The organism is Streptomyces sp. NBC_00009 (assembly GCF_045040855.1).
GTDB classification, from domain to species: Bacteria; Actinomycetota; Actinomycetes; order Streptomycetales; family Streptomycetaceae; genus Streptomyces; species Streptomyces aureus.
In genome coordinates, this window is sequence record NZ_CP108312.1 from 4,015,238 (window position 1) to 4,035,634 (window position 20,397).

19 protein-coding genes are annotated in these 20,397 nt (G+C 69.9%); 8 read left to right on the forward strand and 11 right to left on the reverse strand.

What is annotated here, in order from left to right; genetic code table 11:
* Positions 1-216: 216 nt before the first annotated feature.
* The 5 genes from OHA58_RS18100 to OHA58_RS18120 all read left to right on the forward strand — a co-directional run bounded on the left by OHA58_RS18100 (position 217) and on the right by OHA58_RS18120 (position 4,059).
* Positions 217-1,182: an ABC transporter ATP-binding protein gene (locus OHA58_RS18100; protein WP_405485023.1), complete on the forward strand. Its 966-nt coding sequence runs from the start codon at positions 217-219 to the stop codon at positions 1,180-1,182.
* Positions 1,172-2,077 (forward strand): ABC transporter permease, encoded by a 906-nt coding sequence (locus OHA58_RS18105; protein WP_405479903.1) that lies wholly within the window; start codon positions 1,172-1,174, stop codon positions 2,075-2,077. Before OHA58_RS18100 ends, OHA58_RS18105 begins: the two co-directional genes overlap by 11 nt.
* Positions 2,074-2,985 (forward strand): ABC transporter ATP-binding protein, encoded by a 912-nt coding sequence (locus tag OHA58_RS18110; protein WP_100597168.1) that lies wholly within the window; start codon positions 2,074-2,076, stop codon positions 2,983-2,985. Before OHA58_RS18105 ends, OHA58_RS18110 begins: the two co-directional genes overlap by 4 nt.
* A 9-nt stretch (positions 2,986-2,994) precedes the next feature.
* Positions 2,995-3,714 (forward strand): ABC transporter permease, encoded by a 720-nt coding sequence (locus OHA58_RS18115; RefSeq protein ID WP_405479906.1) that lies wholly within the window; start codon positions 2,995-2,997, stop codon positions 3,712-3,714.
* 144 nt (positions 3,715-3,858) lie between these two features.
* A complete protein-coding gene (locus OHA58_RS18120) occupies positions 3,859-4,059 on the forward strand; it encodes a hypothetical protein (RefSeq protein WP_405485025.1) in 201 nt (66 codons plus the stop codon).
* Positions 4,060-4,409: 350 nt separating this feature from the next.
* On the opposite strand, the gene OHA58_RS18125 is transcribed toward OHA58_RS18120, so the two are convergent.
* The 9 genes from OHA58_RS18125 to OHA58_RS18165 form a co-directional block, all read right to left on the reverse strand.
* On the reverse strand, positions 4,410-5,234 hold the full coding sequence (locus tag OHA58_RS18125; RefSeq protein WP_405479908.1) for an HAD family hydrolase: 825 nt from the start codon (positions 5,232-5,234) through the stop codon (positions 4,410-4,412).
* A 24-nt stretch (positions 5,235-5,258) separates the two neighbouring features.
* On the reverse strand, positions 5,259-6,530 hold the full coding sequence (serS, locus tag OHA58_RS18130; protein WP_405479910.1) for a serine--tRNA ligase: 1,272 nt from the start codon (positions 6,528-6,530) through the stop codon (positions 5,259-5,261).
* 685 nt (positions 6,531-7,215) lie between these two features.
* Positions 7,216-8,151 carry a prephenate dehydratase gene (gene pheA / locus OHA58_RS18135; protein WP_405479912.1) on the reverse strand — a complete coding sequence of 312 codons (936 nt, stop codon included), beginning with the start codon at positions 8,149-8,151 and terminating at the stop codon, positions 7,216-7,218.
* Between the two features lie 10 nt (positions 8,152-8,161).
* Positions 8,162-9,415, reverse strand: a complete 1,254-nt coding sequence (gene efeB, locus OHA58_RS18140) for an iron uptake transporter deferrochelatase/peroxidase subunit (protein WP_405479914.1) — start codon at positions 9,413-9,415, stop codon at positions 8,162-8,164.
* A gap of 8 nt (positions 9,416-9,423) precedes the next feature.
* Positions 9,424-11,460, reverse strand: coding sequence for a copper resistance CopC/CopD family protein (locus tag OHA58_RS18145; protein WP_405479916.1), 2,037 nt, complete (start codon positions 11,458-11,460; stop codon positions 9,424-9,426).
* Between the two features lie 14 nt (positions 11,461-11,474).
* Positions 11,475-12,026 (reverse strand): copper chaperone PCu(A)C, encoded by a 552-nt coding sequence (locus OHA58_RS18150; protein ID WP_405479918.1) that lies wholly within the window; start codon positions 12,024-12,026, stop codon positions 11,475-11,477.
* The gene (locus tag OHA58_RS18155; protein ID WP_405479920.1) at positions 12,023-12,721 is read right to left on the reverse strand and encodes an SCO family protein; all 699 of its coding nucleotides are present in this window, start codon (positions 12,719-12,721) and stop codon (positions 12,023-12,025) included. Before OHA58_RS18155 ends, OHA58_RS18150 begins: the two co-directional genes overlap by 4 nt.
* Before the next feature lie 104 nt (positions 12,722-12,825).
* Entirely contained in the window at positions 12,826-13,587 is a 762-nt protein-coding gene (locus OHA58_RS18160; protein WP_405479922.1) for a YcnI family protein, read from the reverse strand.
* Between the two features lie 148 nt (positions 13,588-13,735).
* Positions 13,736-14,542: a hypothetical protein gene (locus OHA58_RS18165; RefSeq protein WP_405479924.1), complete on the reverse strand. Its 807-nt coding sequence runs from the start codon at positions 14,540-14,542 to the stop codon at positions 13,736-13,738.
* Between the two features lie 216 nt (positions 14,543-14,758).
* On the opposite strand from OHA58_RS18165, the gene OHA58_RS18170 reads away from it, so the two are divergent.
* Entirely contained in the window at positions 14,759-15,220 is a 462-nt protein-coding gene (locus tag OHA58_RS18170) for an ATP-binding protein (protein ID WP_375985366.1), read from the forward strand.
* A 103-nt stretch (positions 15,221-15,323) separates the two neighbouring features.
* Here the strand turns inward: OHA58_RS18170 and OHA58_RS18175 are convergent, their stop codons facing one another.
* Together OHA58_RS18175 and OHA58_RS18180 are read right to left on the reverse strand one after the other, a co-directional pair.
* Positions 15,324-16,793: an aminopeptidase P family protein gene (locus OHA58_RS18175; protein WP_405479927.1), complete on the reverse strand. Its 1,470-nt coding sequence runs from the start codon at positions 16,791-16,793 to the stop codon at positions 15,324-15,326.
* Positions 16,794-16,946: 153 nt separating this feature from the next.
* Entirely contained in the window at positions 16,947-18,464 is a 1,518-nt protein-coding gene (locus OHA58_RS18180) for a PP2C family protein-serine/threonine phosphatase (RefSeq protein WP_405479929.1), read from the reverse strand.
* A gap of 460 nt (positions 18,465-18,924) precedes the next feature.
* Here OHA58_RS18180 and OHA58_RS18185 point away from each other — a divergent pair, with 460 nt between their 5' ends.
* Entirely contained in the window at positions 18,925-19,620 is a 696-nt protein-coding gene (locus OHA58_RS18185; RefSeq protein WP_266562429.1) for a bifunctional DNA primase/polymerase, read from the forward strand.
* Between the two features lie 55 nt (positions 19,621-19,675).
* Positions 19,676-20,380, forward strand: coding sequence for a hypothetical protein (locus tag OHA58_RS18190; RefSeq protein WP_405479932.1), 705 nt, complete (start codon positions 19,676-19,678; stop codon positions 20,378-20,380).
* Positions 20,381-20,397 lie beyond the last annotated feature (17 nt).

Consider the following 20,397-nt stretch of genomic DNA (forward strand, 5'->3'; position numbering starts at 1 on the left):
TGCCGTACGCGCTCGTAACTTGACACTGATGAATGTGACAATGGTTGGCGGCTGCGTCAAGGGGTGTGCACGGGCGCCTGTGGAAAACTCCGGGAGCTCACGGAGGGCGACTCAGGGAGGAACCCCTAGGGACCCGTAGTACTCGAGTCTGAGACGGGGACAAGCCCCTGGTCTGACGATCCGTGTGGTCTGCGCCACTACCTTCGAGTTGTGACTGTGATCGCGACCGAAAGCCTGAGCAAGCGGTTCCCCCGGGTGACCGCGCTTGACCGGCTCTCCATGGACATCGGGCCCGGTGTGACGGGACTCGTCGGAGCCAATGGAGCCGGCAAGTCCACACTGATCAAGATCCTTCTGGGTCTGTCCCCCGCCACGGAGGGCCGCGCCGCCGTGCTCGGCCTCGACGTGGCCACCGAAGGCGCCGCCATCCGCGAGCGCGTCGGCTACATGCCGGAACACGACTGCCTGCCGCCCGACGTCTCGGCCACCGAGTTCGTCGTCCACATGGCGCGCATGTCGGGCCTGCCGCCCACCGCGGCCCGCGAGCGCACCGCCGACACCCTCCGCCACGTCGGCCTCTACGAAGAGCGCTACCGCCCCATCGGCGGCTACTCGACGGGCATGAAGCAGCGCGTGAAGCTCGCGCAGGCTCTTGTCCACGACCCGCAGCTCGTCTTCCTCGACGAACCGACGAACGGTCTCGACCCGGTCGGCCGTGACGACATGCTCGACCTGATCCGCCGCGTCCACACCGACTTCGGCATCTCGGTCCTCGTCACCTCGCACCTCCTGGGCGAGCTCGAGCGCACCTGTGACCACGTCGTCGTGGTCGACGGCGGAAAGCTTCTGCGCTCCAGTTCCACCACGGACTTCACCCAGACCACGACGACTCTGGCGATCGAGGTCACCGACTCCGACGAACACCCGGACGGCACGCGCGCGTTGCGCGAGGCCTTCGCCCTGCGCGGCACCGAGACCGCGACCGGCGGAGAGCTGCCCGGCGCCGGACACACGGTGCTGATCACCACCCAGAGCGACGACACCTACGACCTCGTACGCGACATCGTCGCCGAGCTCGGCCTCGGGCTGATCCGGATGGAACAGCGCAGGCACCACATCGCGGAAGTCTTCCGCTCAGAGACGGACAACGAGCGGAAGGAGGCGGTCACCCATGGCGGTTGAGCAGTCCCTCACCCCCGCCGGTGAGCAGACCCGCATCCACAACATCGGCTACCGCCACTACGACGGCCCGCGCCTCGGCCGCGCCTACGCCCGCCGCTCGCTCTTCTCCCAGAGCCTGCGCGGCGCCTACGGCCTCGGCCGCTCGGCCAAGTCCAAAGTGCTGCCGATGCTGCTCTTCGTAGTGATGTGCGTGCCCGCCCTCATCATGGTCGCGGTCGCCGTCACCACGAAGATGAAGGACCTGCCCGTCGACTACACGCGCTACGCGATCCTCCTGCAGGCCGTCATCGGTCTCTATCTCGCCTCCCAGGCACCCCAGTCCGTCTCGCGCGACCTGCGCTTCAAATCGATCCCGCTGTACTTCTCCCGCCCCATCGAGCGCGGTGACTACGTACTGGCGAAGTACGCGGCCATGACCTCCGCCCTCTTCGCCCTCACGGCGGCCCCGCTGATCGTGCTCTACGTAGGCGCGTTGCTCGCCAAGCTCGACTTCGCCGAACAGACACAGGGATTCGCCCAGGGACTGGTCTCCGTGGCGCTGCTCTCGCTGCTCTTCGCCGGCATCGGCCTCGTCGTCTCGGCGGTCACACCCCGCCGCGGCTTCGGCATCGCCGCCGTCATCGCCGTCATGACCATCTCCTACGGAGCGGTCTCCACCGTCCAGGCCATCGCCGACTCACAGGACAACAGCGGCGCGATCACGTGGCTCGGCCTCTTCTCACCGGTCACCCTCATCGACGGCGTGCAGACCGCCTTCCTCGGCGCCACCTCCGCCTTCCCCGGCGGACACGGCCCCTCGACCGGCCAGGGCATCGTCTATCTGCTCGTCGTGCTCGGACTCATCGCGGGCTGCTACGGCCTCCTGATGCGCCGCTACCGGAAGGTCGGACTGTGACCACGATCAACATCGACCACGTATCGCGCTGGTTCGGCAACGTGGTGGCGGTCAACGACATCACGATGACGATCTCCCCCGGCGTCACCGGCCTCCTCGGCCCGAACGGCGCGGGAAAGTCCACCCTCATCAACATGATGGGCGGCTTCCTCGCCCCGTCGAACGGAACGGTCACCCTCGACGGGGAGCCGATCTGGCGCAACGAACAGGTCTACCGCCACATCGGCATCGTCCCCGAGCGCGAGGCGATGTACGACTTCCTCACCGGCCGCGAATTCGTCGTCGCCAACGCCGAGTTGCAGGGCCTTGGCACGCACGAGGCGCAGAAGGCGCTGGCCACGGTCGAGATGGAGTACGCGCAGGACCGCAAGATCTCGACGTACTCCAAGGGCATGCGGCAGCGCGTGAAGATGGCGTCAGCCCTTGTCCACGAGCCGTCCGTGCTGCTGCTCGACGAGCCGTTCAACGGCATGGACCCGCGCCAGCGCATGCAGCTCATGGACCTCCTGCGCCGCATGGGCGCCGAGGGCCGCACGGTCCTCTTCTCGTCCCACATCCTCGAAGAGGTCGAACAGCTCGCTTCCCACATCGAGGTGATCGTCGCCGGGCGCCACGCGGCCGGCGGGGACTTCCGCAAGATCCGCCGCCTGATGACCGACCGCCCGCACCGCTATCTCATCCGCTCCAGCGACGACCGCGCCCTCGCGGCCGCGCTGATCGCGGACCCGTCCACCGCGGGCATCGAAGTCGACCTCAAGGAGGGCGCGTTGCGCGTCCAGGCCGTCGACTTCGGCCGGTTCACCACCCTGCTGCCCCAGGTCGCCAAGGCCCACGGCATCAGACTGCTCACGGTCTCGCCGTCCGACGAGTCCCTCGAGTCCGTGTTCTCGTATCTGGTCGCGGCGTAGGAGGCCCTGATGTACGACCCCACTGTCGCCCGGCTCACCTACCGAGCCCTGCTCGGCCGCCGCCGGGCCCTCATCCTGTGTGCCCTGCCCGTCCTGCTCATCGCCATCTCTGCGCTCGTGCGCGGCCTCACCGGAGCGGACGACCAGATCGCCGCCGACGTCCTGGGCGGGTTCGCGCTCGCCACGATGGTGCCGATCATCGGCGTCATCGCGGGCACGGGCGCGATCGGCCCGGAGATCGACGACGGCTCCGTCGTCTACCTCCTCGCGAAGCCGATCAAGCGCCCGACGATCATCTTCACCAAGCTGATCGTCGCCGTCGCCGTGACGATGGCGTTCTCCGCAGTCCCCACGCTCATCGCGGGCCTGATCCTGAACGGGAACGGGCAGCAGATCGCCGTCGCCTACACGATCGCGGCCCTCGTCGCCTCCATCGCGTACGCCGCGCTCTTCCTGCTCCTCGGCACGATCACGCGCCACGCGGTGGTCTTCGGCCTCGTCTACGCCCTGGTCTGGGAGGCGCTCTTCGGGTCGCTCGTGGCCGGTGCGCGCACCCTCAGTGTGCAGCAGTGGTCCCTCGCCGTGGCCCACAAGGTGGCGGGCGGCGACCTGATCACCTCGGACGTCGGCCTGCCCCTCGCCACCGTCCTGCTCGCCGGGGTCACCGTGCTCGCCACCTGGTACGCGGGCCAGAAGCTGCGCACGCTGAAGCTCGCCGGCGAGGAGTGACGGCTCTTGACAGCGGCTTCACCCTCCCATCAGGACACTGGTCGGGAGGGTGACCTGTTTTCCAGGAGAGCGATCTGTTCTCCAGGAGAACGAACCGTTTTCCAGGAAGGCGACCCGTTCCAGGAGGAGTGGAGATGTGTGGAGATGGCGGCGGATCCGGAGCATGAGCGGGACGAGACGTGGGAGGACGTGACCTTCGACGAGGACTTCATACGGTCCGCCGAGACCACGGAGCCGTCCGCGCGGGCCCGCATGCTCGCCGCCCGCTGGCGGAACGAGTCCCCCGAGCCCCAGCCGTGGCGGTCCGACAAGCCCCCCGCGGGCTGGTTCTTCAGCCGCGCCTGACGCCGCAAGTGGCGCAGACGCTAGCCGCCTGCCGATCCCGGTTTTATTCGGTGGCGCCCAACTCCCAGTAGGGGCACAGTAGTTCTGTAACCGCGCCGCGCACGGCGCCCGCCTGCTGGGAGAGGAGCGAGACGATGTCGGTCAAGATTCCGTCGAGCTCCCGGCAGGGCAGCCCACGGCAGGCTCCGGAGTAGTTACTCACTCCGTACGAGCCGGCTCACGGGGAGGCTGCCCGGGGCGGCCGCTTCGAGCGCGCATCTTCCGGGTGCGCGGGCCGCCCACCCAGACTTTTCGATGCCGCGCCCCTCAGGGGAACGGCAGCCGCAGACGGCCGCGGCGACGGCAGGCCGTCAGCCCAGCAGGCGTTCCAGGACCACCGCGATGCCGTCGTCCGCGTTCGACGTCGTGACCTCGTCCGCGACTGCCTTGAGCTCCGCGTGGGCGTTGGCCATCGCCACGCCGTGCGCCGCCCAGCCGAACATCGGGATGTCGTTGGGCATGTCGCCGAAAGCGATCGTGTCGGCCGCCTTCGCGCCCAGCCGGCGCGCGGCGAGCGAGAGACCGGTCGCCTTGGACAGACCGAGCGGCAGCAGCTCGACGATGCCCTCGCCCGCCATGGTGACGCCCACCAGATCACCGGCCACGGCCAGCGCCACGGCGGCCAGCTCGTCGTCGGTCATGCCGGGGTGCTGCACGTACACCTTGTTCAGCGGCGCTTTCCAGAGCTCGGTGACATCCGTGAACGGGATGACCGGCAGGGGGCCTTCCTGCACCTGGTAGCCGGGCCCCACGATGACCTCGCCCTCGAGGCCGTCACGGCTCGCGGCCAGGGCCAGCGGCCCGGTCTCCGCCTCGATCTTGGAGAGCGCGAGACCGGCCAGCTGCCGGTCGAGCGTCACCGACGTCAGCAGCCGGTGCTCGCCGGCGTGATAGACCTGCGCGCCCTGCCCGCACACCGCGAGGCCCTCGTAGCCGAGGTCGTCGAGGATGTGCCGGGTCCAGGGCACGGCCCGCCCGGTCACGATGATGTGGGCGGCGCCCGTCGCGGTGACCGCGGTGAGCGCCTCACGCGTCCGCTCGGAGACCGTGTCGTCGGGCCGCAGAAGCGTCCCGTCGAGATCGGTCGCGACGAGTTTGTACGGGAACGGGTGATCGAGTGGAGCAGGGTGGCTCACTTGTTGATCGGCTCCAGACTGCATTTACTTCGGTTCAAGAGTGGCTCGTCCCCCCAAGTACGGACGCAGCACCTCGGGCACCCTCACGGAGCCGTCGGCCTGCTGGTGATTCTCAAGGATGGCCACGATGGTGCGCGGCACCGCACACAGCGTGCCGTTGAGCGTCGCCAGCGGCTGCACCTTCTTGCCGTCGCGCATCCGGATGGACAGGCGACGGGCCTGGAAGCCGTCACAGTTCGACGCCGAGGTCAGCTCGCGGTACTTGCCCTGCGTCGGGATCCACGCCTCGCAGTCGAACTTGCGCGAGGCCGAGGACCCGAGGTCGCCCGTCGCCACATCGATGACCTGGAAGGGCAGCTCGAGGCCGGTCAGCCACTGCTTCTCCCACTCCAGAAGCCGCTTGTGCTCGGACTCGGCGTCCTCGGGAGCGACGTACGAGAACATCTCGACCTTGTCGAACTGGTGCACGCGGAAGATGCCCCGGGTGTCCTTGCCGTACGTACCGGCCTCGCGGCGGAAGCACGGCGAGAAGCCGGCGTAACGCAGCGGCAGCTTGTCCGCGTCGAGGATCTCGTCCATGTGGTAGCCGGCGAGCGCGACCTCGGAGGTGCCGACCAGGTAGTAGTCGTCCTTCTCCAGGTGGTACACGTTCTCCGCGGCCTGGCCGAGGAAGCCCGTGCCCTCCATGGCGCGCGGGCGCACCAGGGCGGGCGTCAGCATCGGGATGAAGCCGGCCTCGGTGGCCTGTGCGATCGCCGCGTTCACCAGGGCGAGCTCGAGGAGGGCGCCGACGCCCGTCAGGTAGTAGAAGCGCGAGCCCGACACCTTGGCGCCGCGCTCGACGTCGATGGCGCCGAGCGCCTCGCCGAGCTCCAGGTGGTCCTTGGGCTCGAAGCCCTCGGCGCCGAAGTCACGGATCGTGCCGTGCGTCTCGAGGACGACGAAGTCCTCCTCGCCGCCGACCGGGACGTCCGTGTGCACGATGTTGCCCAGCAGGAGGGCGAGGCGCTGGGTCTCCTCGTCTGCCTCGCGCTGCTCGGCCTCGGCGCTCTTGACGGCGGCGGAGAGCTCGCCGGCCTTCTTCAGGAGCTCCTGCTTCTCGTCGGCGGGGGCCTTGGGGATCAGCTTGCCGAGCGACTTCTGCTCGGAACGGAGCTCGTCGAAGCGGAGCCCGGACGACCTGCGCCGCTCGTCGGCGGAGAGCAGGGCGTCGACTAGCGCGACGTCCTCTCCACGGGCACGCTGGGAGGCGCGAACACGGTCGGGGTCCTCACGGAGCAGGCGAAGGTCAATCACCCCTCAAGGCTACCGGTGCGCGGTTCCACCGCACGAACCGATATCCCGTGCCTTACCTTATGACCGATATGCCGGAATATGAATTCGGCGATGCGAGGTCGAGCGCGACGAAGCGCGTGGCCGAAATGGATCTTCTCGGGACCGGTCGGACGCTGTGGATGCCGGTCAATGAAAAGGGTCCCATTCCCCGAAATGGGGCAGACGCGGCACGGCCGCTTGACTAAATCCCCTTGTGTGCAGCGGGACTTGGGAACGGGGTTGTCCACAGGAATGTGGCTCTCCGAAAAGTTATCCACAGGCTGTGCGAAAGATCTGTGGACGCCGGAAGAGATCGTTCCGAAAGCCGCATGCGCGGCGAAGGATTCCCGATCCAAACCCATCTCACACGCACTTTCGAGTGGAAATGGTTCGCTCTATAGAGTTGATCAAAGGAAAAGAGTGGACGAGGGGTGACGTGCGCGCCTGTGGACGGACTTGAGGGCTGTAGGGCGATTTGTCGACCATGTAGCGAGATGGTGTCGACTTGTCCCCAGGTCGAGAAGCGCACCTGTGGATAACTTCTGTGGATGGCGAAAATCTGCAGGTAGGACTGGTTCTCGAAACGTCGAAATCCGGCGCCCGAAGACGCCGGAAAGCCCTCAGAACCCGAATGCCCGAAGGCTCCGCGACCTGGAACCCGGAGGCGTCAGAAACGGCCGTCCTGGCAGCGCGCGAGCCAGTCGGACGCCGCAATGAAGTCGCTGTCGGACGTCCCCGTTCGCGGAGTCCGGGCGTCCGCCCTGGTGACCCCGGCCCTCGGATACGAGCCCAGGAAGCGCACCTGCGGGCAGACCCGCTTGAGCCCCATCAGCGCCTCGCCCACGCGGCGGTCCGAGATGTGGCCCTCCGCGTCGATGGCGAAGCAGTAGTTCCCGATGCCCTCACCGGTCGGCCGGGACTGCAGCAGCATCAGGTTGACGCCGCGCACCGCGAACTCCTGGAGCAGTTCGAGCAGCGCGCCGGGGTGGTCGTCGCGCTGCCAGATGACCACGGAGGTCTTGTCCGCACCGGTGGGCGCCGCGGGGCGGGCCGGCTTGCCGACGAGGACGAACCGCGTCTGCGCGTTCTCCGCGTCGTGGATCTCGGTGACCAGCGGCACCAGGCCGTAACGCTCGGCGGCGAACTCGCCCGCGAACGCCGCGTCGTAGCGGCCCTCCTGCACCAGGCGGGCGCCGTCCGCGTTCGACGCCGCCGACTCCCACGTCACGTCCTCGGCGAGATTCGCCTTCATCCAGTTGCGGACCTGCGGCTGAGCCGCCGGGTGGGCCGTCACCGTCTTGATTTCCGACACCTGCATACCGGGTCTGACCAGCAGCGCGAAGGTGATGGAGAGCAGTACCTCGCGGTAGATCATCAGCGGCTCGCCGGCCACCAGCTCGTCGAGCGTGGTCGTGATGCCGCCCTCGACGGAGTTCTCGATCGGCACGAACGCGGCCTCGGCCTCGCCGTTGCGCACGGCGTCGAGTGCAGCGGGCACGGACACCATCGGGACGAGTTCCCGGGTGGCGGTCTCCGGAAGCGTGCGCAGAGCAACCTCGGTGAAGGTGCCCTGAGGGCCGAGATACGCGTAGCTGGCTGACATATTGGTCACCCTAATGGGCCTCCAGCAACGCCTGCCCCACGTACTCGCCCTCGCCTGCCCCGCCGGGCACCGCGAACAGCCCGCTCGACTCGTGACGGATGAAGTCCGACAGGGCGTCTCCCCGGTCGAGCTTGCGCTGCACCGGGACGAAGCCGCGCAGGGGGTCCGCCTGCCAGCAGATGAAGAGCAGCCCGGCGTCCGGCACCCCGTCGTGGCCTATGCCGTCGTGGTACGAGAACGGGCGGCGGACCATCGCGGCGCCGCCGTTCTGGTCGGGCCGGGTGATGCGCGCGTGGGCGTTGATGGGGATGACGAGCTTGCCGTCGGCGCCGGTCTTCTCCAGGTCCGGCTCCGTGGTCTCGGTGCCGCCGGTCAGGGGCGCGCCGTCGGACTTCTTGCGTCCGATGACGTCATCCTGCGCCTTCCCCGACAGCTTCTCCCAGTCGTCGAGCAGCATGCGGATGCGTCGTACGACGGCGTACGAGCCGCCGGCCATCCAGGCGGGGTCGCCCGAAGCGGGCACGAAGATCCGCTTGTCGAAGTCGGCGTCGGCCGGCTTCGGGTTGTTCGTTCCGTCGATCTGGCCCATGAGGTTGCGGGCGGTGAGGGGGTGGGAGGTGGCGCCGGGCGAGCGGTTGAAGCCGTTCATCTGCCAGCGCACCCGGGCCGCTTCCCCCGCGTCCCTCTGGACCGCGCGCAGGGCGTGGAACGCGACGAGCGCGTCGTTCGCGCCGATCTGCACCCACAGGTCGCCGTTGCTGCGGGCCTTGTCGAGGTGGTCGGAGAAGAAGTCGGGCAGCGGGTCGAGGGCTGCGGGGCGCTGCTTCTCCAGCCCCGTACGGGAGAAGAAGCTGTGGCCGAAGCCGAAGGTGAGCGTCAGCGAGGAAGGGCCGGCATCGCGGGCGACGTCGGTGTCGGAGTCGCCGAGCGTCTCGCCGGCCATCAGCCGCTGGGCGGTTGCCGACCAGCGGCGCATCAGGGCCGCCGCTTCCTTGCGCCCGGCGCCCGGCGCGAGATCGAAGGCGATCAAGTGCCCGCGGGACTGCATCGGGGTCGTGATGCCGGGCTGATGTTTCCCGTGAAACATCACGCGGTCCGCGCCGAGGGAGGTCAGCGACGCGGGGGCGTCGGGGGAGTTCGACGACGCGGTCGCGTACCCGGCGGCGCCGCCCACGGCGCCCAGGGCGAGGCCCGTCGCGCCCGCGGTACCGAGGAGTCGCCGTCGGGAGATGCCGGAGTCGGTCCGGTTCTCGGAGTCAGCCATGGTGGGGGTCAGCCGATCTTCGCGTTCTTGTTGACGGTCACTTGGTCGATGTCGGAGGTGCGCACGGTGATCGCGATCTTCCAGTCGCCCGCCACGGGGATCTGTACGCCGCTCGCGCTCCAGTGTCCGGTGGCGATGTGGTCGGGAACGACCGGCAGGGGGCCGAGCTTCTTCGCGGCGAGGGTGAAGGAGACCTTCACCTCGGGGACGTCGAACGCCTTGCCATTGGGGCGCTCCACATAGACGTGCATGTCGTTGCTGCCGGTGCGTCCGGGATCCATGTCCAGGAGGAGCGTGCCCTTGCCGTCCTGGCCGCCCGTGTCGAACGGCAGCTTCAGGGAGAGCGGCCCCGACCGCTGGGAGGCCGCCGCGGTGACGGCCTTGGCCTCCTCCTCGGTGCGGCCCGGCTCGGTGGAGGTGAGCACGGTCGTGACGATGAGCAGGACGACGGCTACACCGGCCTCGGTGAGTACGGAGCGGCGCAGTCCGGAGCGGCCCGGGTCGGCGTCCCGTATGCGCTTGTCACGGGCGGTGGCGAGCGCGGCGCGCTGCCGTGCGAGCTGGGTGGACCGCTTGTCGTCGACACCGGAGCCGGAACCGGAACCCGTATCAGAGCCGGAACCCGAAACCGTATCGGCACCGGAGCCGGGACCCGGACCCGTATCGGCACCGGAGCCGGAACCCGAACCCGTATCGCCCCTGGAGTCCCCCGACGACGACCCCGACGACGACCCCTTCGATGCGCCACCCGTCGGTACCGTCACCGCCTCCTCCGACCGCGTGCGTTCCTCGATCACGGTGGTTGCGGCGGCCTCCGGGGCGAGGCCCTCCGACAGGCGTCCCGTCCACTTCCGCGAGATCCAGGCGACGCCGACCATGACGGCGACGAGCCCGATCTTGAGCAGCAGCAGTTGCCCGTAACGGGTGCCGGTGAGTGCCGACCAGGAGCCGACCTGGCGCCAGGACTGGTAGAGCCCGGTCGCGGCCAGCGTGGAGACCGCGCAGAACGCCACCCGGGAGAACCGCCGGACGGCCGTGGCCTCGATCGAGGGCGCCCGGTACAGGGCGACGAGCAGGGTGGTGAGCCCGCCGAGCCAGGCCGCGACCGAGAGCAGGTGCAGTACGTCGACGGGCATGGCGAGTCCGGCCTGGATGCCGGTGGAGGCGTGCTCGGCCATCGCCCAGGTCGCGGAGAGACCGGCGGCGACGACCGCCCCGCCGATCGCGAGCCCGAAGGTGAGGTCCTTCTTCTCCCTGGGGTCGGTCCGCTTCTCGTACGCGCCGAAGAGCACGGCGATGAAGAGGGCGGCGGCGGCCAGCAGCAGGAGCCGTGACACCAGGGCCGCGCCCGACTTGGTCTGTAGGACCTGCCCGAGGAGGGTGAGGTCGAAGATGTCACCGACCGCGCCGGACCCCGTGTAGGAGCCGCGCATCAGGAGCATGGCGAGGGTCGCGCCGGTGAGGGTGATCCAGCCGCCCACCACGACCCGCTGCACGGGGCGGACACCCGCTCCGCGCGGCCAACAGGCGAGGACGAAGGCCGCGCCGCCGACGGTGAGGATGAAGCCCGCGTAGGAGAGGTACCGCGCGACGCCGTAGAGCCAGCCGACGACGCCGCCGCCCGCGGTCTGGTCGGGCAGGGCCGCGGTGGTCTTGGAAGGGGCGCCGATGGAGAAGGTGAACGCCCCGGAGACGGGGTGGCTGTCGGCCGACACGACCTGGTAGGCGACGGTGAACGTGCCGTCGGGCAGCCCGGAGTGGAGGGGGACGCCGTAGGTCGTGCCGCCGAGGTCGGTCGTCTTGCCGGTGTCGACGCGCTTCCCGGCCGGGTCGAGGACCCGTACGGAGCCGTCGGACATGGCGACCTCTTCGGAGAAGGTCAGGGACACCCGGGTGGGGGCCTGCTCGACCACCGCGCCCTGCTTCGGGTCGCTCCCGGTCAGCGCGGCGTGCGCGGAGACGGGCGCGGCGCCGGCGAGGAGGGCGCCGGTGACGGCGAGGAGCAGCAGCAACAAGTGCCGGAAGCGGGGAGCGATGGTCTTCACGAACGGTCAGCCCCTCAGTGCGACGTGTGCGACGTGTGCGACGTGTGCGACGTGTGCGGCTTGTGCGACGGCATCGACGACATAGACGAGTGCGCCGACTTCGCCGTCGGGTTGTAGGTGGCGGCCTTCACCGGGAAGGTCACCGTGACGGTGCCGGACTTGGCGAAGTGCAACTCCACCGACACCTTGTCGCCCTCCTTGGGCGTCTGCTTCAGGTTTTCGAACATGAGGTGGTTGCCACCGCGGTCGAAGTCGAGCTCGCCGTCGGCCGGGACGGGGAAGGACTTCTGCTCCTTCATCACTCCGCCCTTGGTGCTGTGGAGGGTGACCTGCTGGGCGATGGCACTGGTCACCGAGGTGAGCGTGTCGGCGCCGCCGCTGTTGTGGACGACGAAGAAGCCGGCCGCCATGTCGCCGCCCGCGGGCGCAGGTATGAACGCCGCGCCGACCTTCACCGCGGGCTTGTCGGAGGACGCCGAGGCCGACGAGTCGCCGGAGCCGCAGGCCGTGAGGGCGAGTCCGGCCGCCAGCGCAGTGGCGCCGAGGGCGAGCGGTGTACGCCTCACGGCTGCTCCCCCTTGATGATCTTGGGGAGGTCCTTGGTGTAGTCGTCCACGGTGGCGTCCTCGCCGTACAGGACGTACCCGGCGTCGGTCTTCGGCGAGAAGGCGATGACCTGCGTGCCGTGCATCGAGACGAGCTTGCCGTTCTTGTCCTTCTGCGTCGGCTCGATGGAGATGCCGAGGGTGCGGGCGCTGCCCTGGATGGTGGCGAAGTCGCCGGTCAGGCCGATGAAGTCGGGGTCCTGCGCCTTGAGCCACTTGCCGAGGACGGGCGCGGTGTCACGGTCCGGGTCGGTGGTGACGAAGACGACCTGGAGCTTGTCCTGCTCGGCCTTGGGCAGGGCCTTCTTGGCGACGGCGATGTTGCTCATCGTCAGGGGGCACACGTCGGGGCAGTGGGTGTAGCCGAAGTAGATCAGCGTGGGCTTGCCCTTGGTCTGCTCGCGCAGGTCGAACTTCTTGCCATGGGTGTCCGTGAGGACGACGTCCGGCTTCTTGAAGGGCGAGTCGAGGACGGTCGCGGCCTTGTTCGAGCCGGTCTCGGCGGAGACCTCTGCCACGGGCTTGTTGCTGTCGTCGCCACTGCCGCAGGCGGAGAGGGTGAGCGACGCCGCGGCGATGAGCCCGGCGGCGAGCAGCGTCTTCTTACGGAGGGCCTGGCGAGGAGCTGTGTGCGGGGTCTTACGGGGAGAGCGCATAGAAAAATGTCCCAGATGTGAGGCGGGCCGGTGTGCACCGGGGTCGGCCGGCGGCCGCGGAGGGCCGCCGCCTGCGCCGGCCCCGGTGCACACCCGCGGCTGGTTCAGCTGTTGGTACGACGGCGTCCCGCGAGCACGCCGAAGGCCACGCCGGCGGCGCCGACGACGATGCCGGCGATGCCGAGGGCGCGTGCGGTGGTGTCGCTGCCGGAAGAGCCGTCGGAGGAGCTGTCGGACGAGGACGCGGCCGTGGCCGCCTTGTCGTCACCCGACTTGGCGCTGTCGTCGGCCGCGGCGCCGCCGTGGTGGTCCTCGGTCGCGGCCGAGAGCTCCAGGGTGGGCGCCGGGTTCTCCGGCTCCTCCTGGCCCTTGGCCTGCGGCTCGATCCAGCGCACGACTTCCTTGTTGTCGTACGTCTGGATCGCCTTGAAGACGAGCTCGTCCGTGTCCTCGGGCAGCTGCCCGATGGAGAGCGGGAACTTCTGGAAGAAGCCGGGCTGGATGCCCTTGTCCTTGCCCGAGCCGTCGGCGGTCCACGTGACCTGGGAGACGGCCTGGTCGATCTTCTCGCCGTGCATCTCCAGCGGCTTGTCGAGCTTGGACTTGGTGACCTTGGCGGTCCAGCCGGGGATGGGCTCGGGCATGACCGAGGCCAGCGGGTGGTCGGTCGGGAAGTTGACCTCGACCTTGGTGGTCGCGGCGTCGTCGCGCTCGTTCGGCACCTTGAAGTTCACGACGGCGTATCCGCCCTTGGCGGCGACGCCCTCCGGCTGCACGCTCACGTGTGCGAAGGCGGGGACGGAGAGCGCCAGGACGGCGGACGCGGCGCCGGCGCCGACTACGGCGACGCGGGAAATCTTCTTCATTGCAGAAACCACTCCACTCGGGTTCAGCGGGATCAGGCGAACGGTGAGTGCGTGCACCGGAAAAGGGGCACGCGCGCGTGCCGCACAACACCCCTCCGCGCTGTGCGGGAACCCGTACAAGGGCCCCGCGTGGAGTACGTGTGTCGTGTCAGGCAGCGAGACGGAACGCGTCGCCCGCTGGTGGGCCGCGCCTGATCACCGAGTGCTGAAGTGCCGTAGTGCGCAGGGGCAGTGGCGCGAGGAGCTCGATGGGCACCACGTGGGGCACCGCTTCGGAAGCCCCGGGCAGGCCCGCCCTGAGGGCGCGTACGAGAGCGAGAGCGGCGCGCAGGGAACGGACGAGCGCCCCCTGGGCGACTCCATGCGCCGAGTTCGCCGAGAGACGGACGAGCCGGCCGAGCGCGAGGTCCCCGTGGCGCAGCAGCCAGCCTGCGACGACCGCGGCGAGCAGGTGCCCGAGCAGCATCGGCAGGGACGGCAGCAGCGGCATGGAGGTGGCCGCTTCGGTGACGGCGTGGTGGTGCATGGCCGTTCCGGAACCGGGTTCGACGCCGGCGTCCGACAGGATCTTCTGCGCCTGCGCGGGACTGATCGCCGCCATGCCCGTGCCGCACATGAGCCGGGCCGCGCGCTCCACAACCGAGGGTTCCTGGGCCGTCTGCGCCATCGTCATGGTGCCGTGCTGGCCCACTCCGAAGAGGGTGTGCAGCCCGGTCTGGCCGACCGCGAGAGCGGCGGCGATGCCCGGCAGCGAGCGCTCGCGCCCGGCGAGCGGTGCCGCGACGGCGAACACCGCGAGGAACCCGACACCCAGCGTCCACAGGGGGACGGTGGCACACGAGGCGAGCACATGTCCGGCCGCGGACAACGCGACGCAGACCGCGGTGAACACCGCGGCCCTCAGCAGCCGGACATCCGTTCCGGTGCGCGCCTCGCGCTGGTGGGGGGCAGACATGGCGGGCTCATCATCGCACTGGGCTTACCCGCCTCATACGGCAGGTCCACAAGGTCCGGAATCTTCCGCCCCGCCCCCTTGCGGCCGACTCCGTACACCGCCGCCACCGGTCCGCGCGTCCGCCGTATGGGCGGTATCACGCGAAGCACGCGATTGCACAGGGGCCGTTGCGGCAATACGTATCGGTATGTCGAGCCGTGGCCTGGAGGCTGGAGCATGAGCATCTGGTGGTCTCTGCACTTGCGCCGCGAGGCCGCGAGCGTCCCGCTCGCCCGGCGCCTGCTGATCGACACCATGGAGACCGCGGGCGTGGACCCCGACGTCTCGTACGACCTGTCCGTCGCGCTCACCGAGGCGTGTGCCAATGCCGTCGAGCACGGCGGCGATCCGGACCCCGACGATCCGGCGGGCGCCTACCGGGTCACGGCCTACCTCGAGGGCGAGACCTGCCGCATCGAGGTCGCCGACTCCGGTCCCGGCTTCCCGGCGCTGCGCGGCCGCGGCACCACCCTGCTCAAGCCCGCCCCCGACCACGCCGAGCACGGCCGCGGACTGTGTCTCATCCAGGAGCTCGCGGACCACGTCCACTTCGTCAACAGACCAGGCAGGGGCGGTGCGGTGGTCAGCTTCGACAAGGTGCTCAAGTGGCGCGAGAACGCGCCCCTCGTCTCCGCCTGACCCCCTCCGGACACGACAGCGGCCGGGCACCGTTCTGCCGTGCCCGGCCACTTCGCAAACGCGTCTCTACGCGCGCGTGGTCGCGTCTCTACGCGCGCGTGGTTCAGCCCTTGAGCTGAGCCATCCACGCCTCGACCTCGTCCGAGCGGCGCGGCAGACCGGCGGAGAGGTTCCGGTTGCCGTCCTCGGTCACGAGGATGTCGTCCTCGATCCGGACACCGATGCCGCGGTACTCCTCCGGCACGGTCAGGTCGTCGGCCTGGAAGTACAGACCGGGCTCGACGGTCAGGCACATGCCGGGCTCCAGCGTGCCGTCCACGTACGTCTCCGTGCGCGCGACCGCGCAGTCGTGGACGTCGAGGCCGAGCATGTGACCGGTGCCGTGCAGCGTCCAGCGGCGCTGGAGGCCGAGCTCCAGGACGCGCTCGACCGGGCCCTCGACGAGGCCCCACTCGACGAGCTTCTCGGCGAGCACGCGCTGCGCGGCGTCGTGGAAGTCGCGGTACTTGGCACCCGGCTTGACGGCCGCGATACCGGCCTCCTGGGCCTCGTACACGGCGTCGTAGATCTTCTTCTGGAGCTCGGTGTAGCGGCCGTTGACCGGCAGCGTGCGCGTGATGTCGGCGGTGTAGAGGCTGTGGGTCTCCACGCCCGCGTCCAGGAGGAGCAGGTCGCCGGAGCGGACCGGGCCGTCGTTGCGGACCCAGTGCAGGGTGCAGGCGTGCGGGCCGGAGGCGCAGATCGAGCCGTAGCCGATGTCGTTGCCCTCGACGCGGGCGCGCAGGAAGAACGTGCCCTCGATGTAGCGCTCGCTGGTGGCCTCGGCCTTGTCGAGGACCTTCACGACGTCCTCGAAGCCGCGGGCCGTCGAGTCGACGGCCTTCTGCAGCTCGCCGACCTCGAAAGCGTCCTTCACGAGGCGGGCCTCGGAGAGGAAGACGCGCAGCTCTTCGTCGTGCTCGCGGGTGACCTTGTCGGCGAGGGCGGCCTCGATGCCGGCGTCGTGGCCGCGCACCACGCGGACCGGGCCGGTGGCCTCGGACAGCTTGCCGGCGAGCTCGCGCACGTCGGAGGCGGGGATGCCGTACACCTGCTCGGCCTCGGTGAGGGAGTGGCGGCGGCCGACCCACAGCTCGCCCTGGCCGTCGAGCCAGAACTCGCCGTTCTCGCGGTCGGAGCGCGGCAGCAGGTAGATCGTCGCGTTGTGCCCGGTGGCCGTCGGCTCGAGGACGAGGACGCCGTCCTCCGTCTGGTTGCCGGTCAGGTACACGTACTCGGTCGAGGCGCGGAAGGCGTACTCGGTGTCGTTCGAGCGGGTCTTGAGGTTGCCCGCGGGGACGACGATGCGCTCACCGGGGAAGCGCGCGGAGAGGGCGGCGCGGCGGGCGGCCGTCTCGGATGCCTGCGCGATCGGCTCGAGGCCGTGCAGCTCGGTGTCGGCCCAGCCGGACTTCATGCTCTCGGCGAGCTCGTCGGACACGCCCGGGTACAGGCCGTTCTTGCGCTGCTTGATCGGCTCGTCGCTCTCGGTCTGAGAGATCTCCGGGTTCTCCGGGGTGAGCTCCTCCGACACGTCTTCCTCCTAGATACGGCCCTGGAACGGCCAAGGGTGCGGCCTGGGTACAACGGTGGACCCCCTCCATCGTACGGTCGTACGGAAGGGGGCCCAGGGCCGGAAGACCTGTTACATCGGGGGCTACGGGGCGTACCGCCCCGGTCACCGGAATCACTCGAAGCGCGCGGCGAGCAGCACGACGTCCTCGTTGCTGTCGGCGGCGTCGAGCCCGTCCGGCAGGACGGTGTGCAGGACGTGGTCGGCGATCGCGCCGGGGTCGTCGCGGATGGTGCGGGGGACGCCGGCGGCCGCCGCGTGCAGGCGGGCGAAGGCGCGGTCCATCGGGTCACCGGTGCGGTGCAGCAGGCCGTCCGTGTACAGCAGCACGGTCTCGCCGGGCTCGGGGCTGAGCTCGACACTCGGCGCCTCCCAGCAGGCCAGCATGCCGAGCGGCGCGGACAGCGACGTCTCCACGAACTCGGTGCGTCTCTCGCCGATCACCAGCGGCGGGCTGTGCCCGGCCCCGGCCAGGACGATCTTGCGCAGGGCGGGCTCGCAGTACGCGAAGAGGGCGGTGGCGCTGCGCGCGGGCTCGGTCAGCCGGAGCAGCAGCTCCAGATCGGACAGGACGGCGACGGGGTCCTCGCCCTCCATCACCGCGTACGCCCGCAGGCTGGCTCTGAGCCGGCCCATCGCGGCGACGGCGCTCGCCCCGGAGCCGGTGACGGAGCCGACGGTGAGGCCGAGCGCGCCCTCGGGCAGCGGCAGCGCGTCGTACCAGTCGCCGCCGCCTCGCGGGCCCGTGCGGCGCCGGGCGGCGAGCTGGACGCCCGCGACCCGCGGGAGCCGCGGCGGCAGCAACTCCTCCGCGATGGTGCGGGACTTGGTGCGCGCCCGCTCCAGTTCGAGCAGGCGCGCGAGGTGTTCGGTGGCGTAACGCGTGTACAGACCGACCAGATGGCGCTGGCGTTCCACGGGCTCGGCGGGCTCGTCGTAGAGCCACACCGCGGCGCCGAGCCGGCCCGCCGCCTCCGTCGCGAGGGGCAGCGCGAAGCTCGCCGCGTAGCCGAGCCTGGCGGCGACCTCGCGGTGACGCGGGTCGAGGCCGTCCTCGGACAGCAGATCCGCGTGCACCTCGGGCTCGCCGGTCCCGTCCGTGCGGTCGAGGATCTTGCCGTACGAGGTCGCGCCGCGCGGCACCGTCTCGATGTGGCCGAGGTCGGCGCGGGCGAGGCCGAGCCCCACGGTGGTGTCGGGGCCCAGGCCGTCGGCGGGCTCCAGGACGACGAGTCCGCGGCGCGCGCCGACGAGTGCGGCACCGGCGCGGAGCACCTCGTGCAGGGCGTCGTCCATGACAGCCGTCCTGGCCAGGCGCTCGGTGAGTTCGTGCAGCGTGGTGAGGTCGGAGACCCAGCCGGCGAGCCGGTCCTGGATCAGCGCTCCGGGGGCTCCGGGGGCTCCGGGCGCTCCGGGGGAGGAAGGGGGCGCGGGTGACGCGGGCGCGACAGTGTGTGCCGGTGGGGGAACCGTTGAATCGATTCCAGCCACTTTCGGGAAGTGAGGGGTTGTCATGGCGTCCGGCTTTCCGACCGGTGCGTATTGCTCAATAGCATCGCAAACCCCCATGTGATTCTGCGCCGCCAGCAGTGCCTCCACATCTACACTCACTGATGAGGGGATGTCCAGCATTGTCCTGCTGGGATTCCTGGTGTCCAGGAGGCCCGTGCGGCATTAGTGATCTCTGATCGAACTTGGCCAAAAAGTGCCTCGGGTAAGGGCATATTGCGGTCGACTGGCATTGTTCGACAGAGCGTCACAGCGGTCGTGATGGGTACGTACTCGGAGAAGGCCAGGGACAGTTGGGATCGACCCGGAACCTGGCGACGGACCCGGGCGTCTTAACCACCGACGACCGTGCCCCATCCTCCCGTGGCGGAGACGGCGAGTAACACGCGCGACGGTAAACGCCAGGCGCCGCCACCCCACGCCAGGCTTTTCAAGTACGCGGCCGGCGCTCGGACAATAGGGGTTCCCCCTGCTCAAGGCTGGGGTGCGACGCTCCCAGTACGTACGCTCAGTGAAGTGATCGACACATTGTGTGATGTGGCCCACAGCGTTCTCTTCGGTCTACGGAAAGGAACGAGCGCTCATGCGCGAGATCCTCGGAAGGCGACGCAGGCTCCTGTCCAGGCGAAACAACGGGAAGTCTGATCAGTTCAGCGCGGCCCTGACCTTCGCGACCGCATGGCAGTGGCCCGTGCTCCCGGGCGTGGGGCTCGTAGGGGCGGGGCGCCGTGACGGCGTCAGCTGCGCCTGCCCCGACCCGGAGTGCACGGTGCCGGGCGCGCACCCCTTCGACCCGGGGCTGCTCGCCGCGACCACGGACGAGCGCATGATCCGCTGGTGGTGGACCAACCGTCCGGCCGCGCCGATCGTGCTGGCCACGGGGGCCGGCGCGGGCGCGAGCGGCGGCCGCGCCCCCTGTGCCGTGAGCCTCCCCTCGGTCGCCGGAGCCCGCGCCCTCAAGGCACTCGACCGTACGGACATCAGGCTCGGCCCGGTCGTGGCCACGAGGGATCGTCTCTTCATCTTGGTGGCGCCCTACTCCATGGAGCAGCTGGGCGAGCTCCTCTACGCCCAGGACTGGGTGCCGGGGTCCCTGCGCTTCCACGGCGAGGGCGGCTATCTGGCACTGCCTCCGTCCGACACCGGCCTCGGCCAGGTCCGCTGGGAGCGCGCCCCGCTGCCCGGCTCCGCGGCACCCTGGGTGCCCGATGTGGAGGCCGTGGTGGACGCGGTGGTGGACGCCCTCACTCGTACGGGTGTGAGCGCCCCCGAGTTGTAGGGGAATTGGGCGCGCGGCGAGGGGTGCGAAGGGGCGGCGCCGATATCTTCGGCGCATGCCCTCCTTCCCCAAGCTCTCGACCAGCCTCGAGCAGGGGAGACCCCATTCGCGCCTCCGTCTGCTCGGTCTTCTCGCGGTCGTGGTCCTGACCGTTCTCCTCCCGCTGGCGGGCGCGTCCGCGGGCCCCGTCGGCGACACCGCCGCGGAAGACAGCCTCAACTCCGGCGAACTGCCCACCGGCAACGCCGGCAGCACGAGCAACGCCGACAAGGTCGACGGCAAACCGGGTGCAGGCACGAGCGACCCGGCGGACACCACGGCGTCGGATACGGCAGCGGCGGACACGGCCGGCAAGGGGCGCCGGTCCCACGAGCGACCGCCGGGCACCTCCGTCCTCGCCGGTCTCGGGATCGCCACGAAGGCACGGTGCGGACCCGAACTCGCCTCTCCCGACGGCATCGAGGCGCAGACCTGCGTACTGACCCAGGGGCGGGACACATGGGCGAGGACCTACTACCGGAACGCGACAGGGGGGCCGCTGAGTTCCGTGCTGACCCTGATGGCGCCGGGAGGCCGCACCGTACAGATGCACTGTGCGGTGGGTGCTCAGGACGAGCCGGGGACGTGTGACACGCCGCGGGAGCGCACTTCGGGTGAGGCGAGCGACTACTCGGCGGTGGCGGAGTTCGCGGGAGCCGGGGACGCGGGGCCGCTGCTGCTCAGGTCGGGAAGCGACGCGCCGACGCCGGCCGGACGCTGAGCGAGCGGGACGATTTC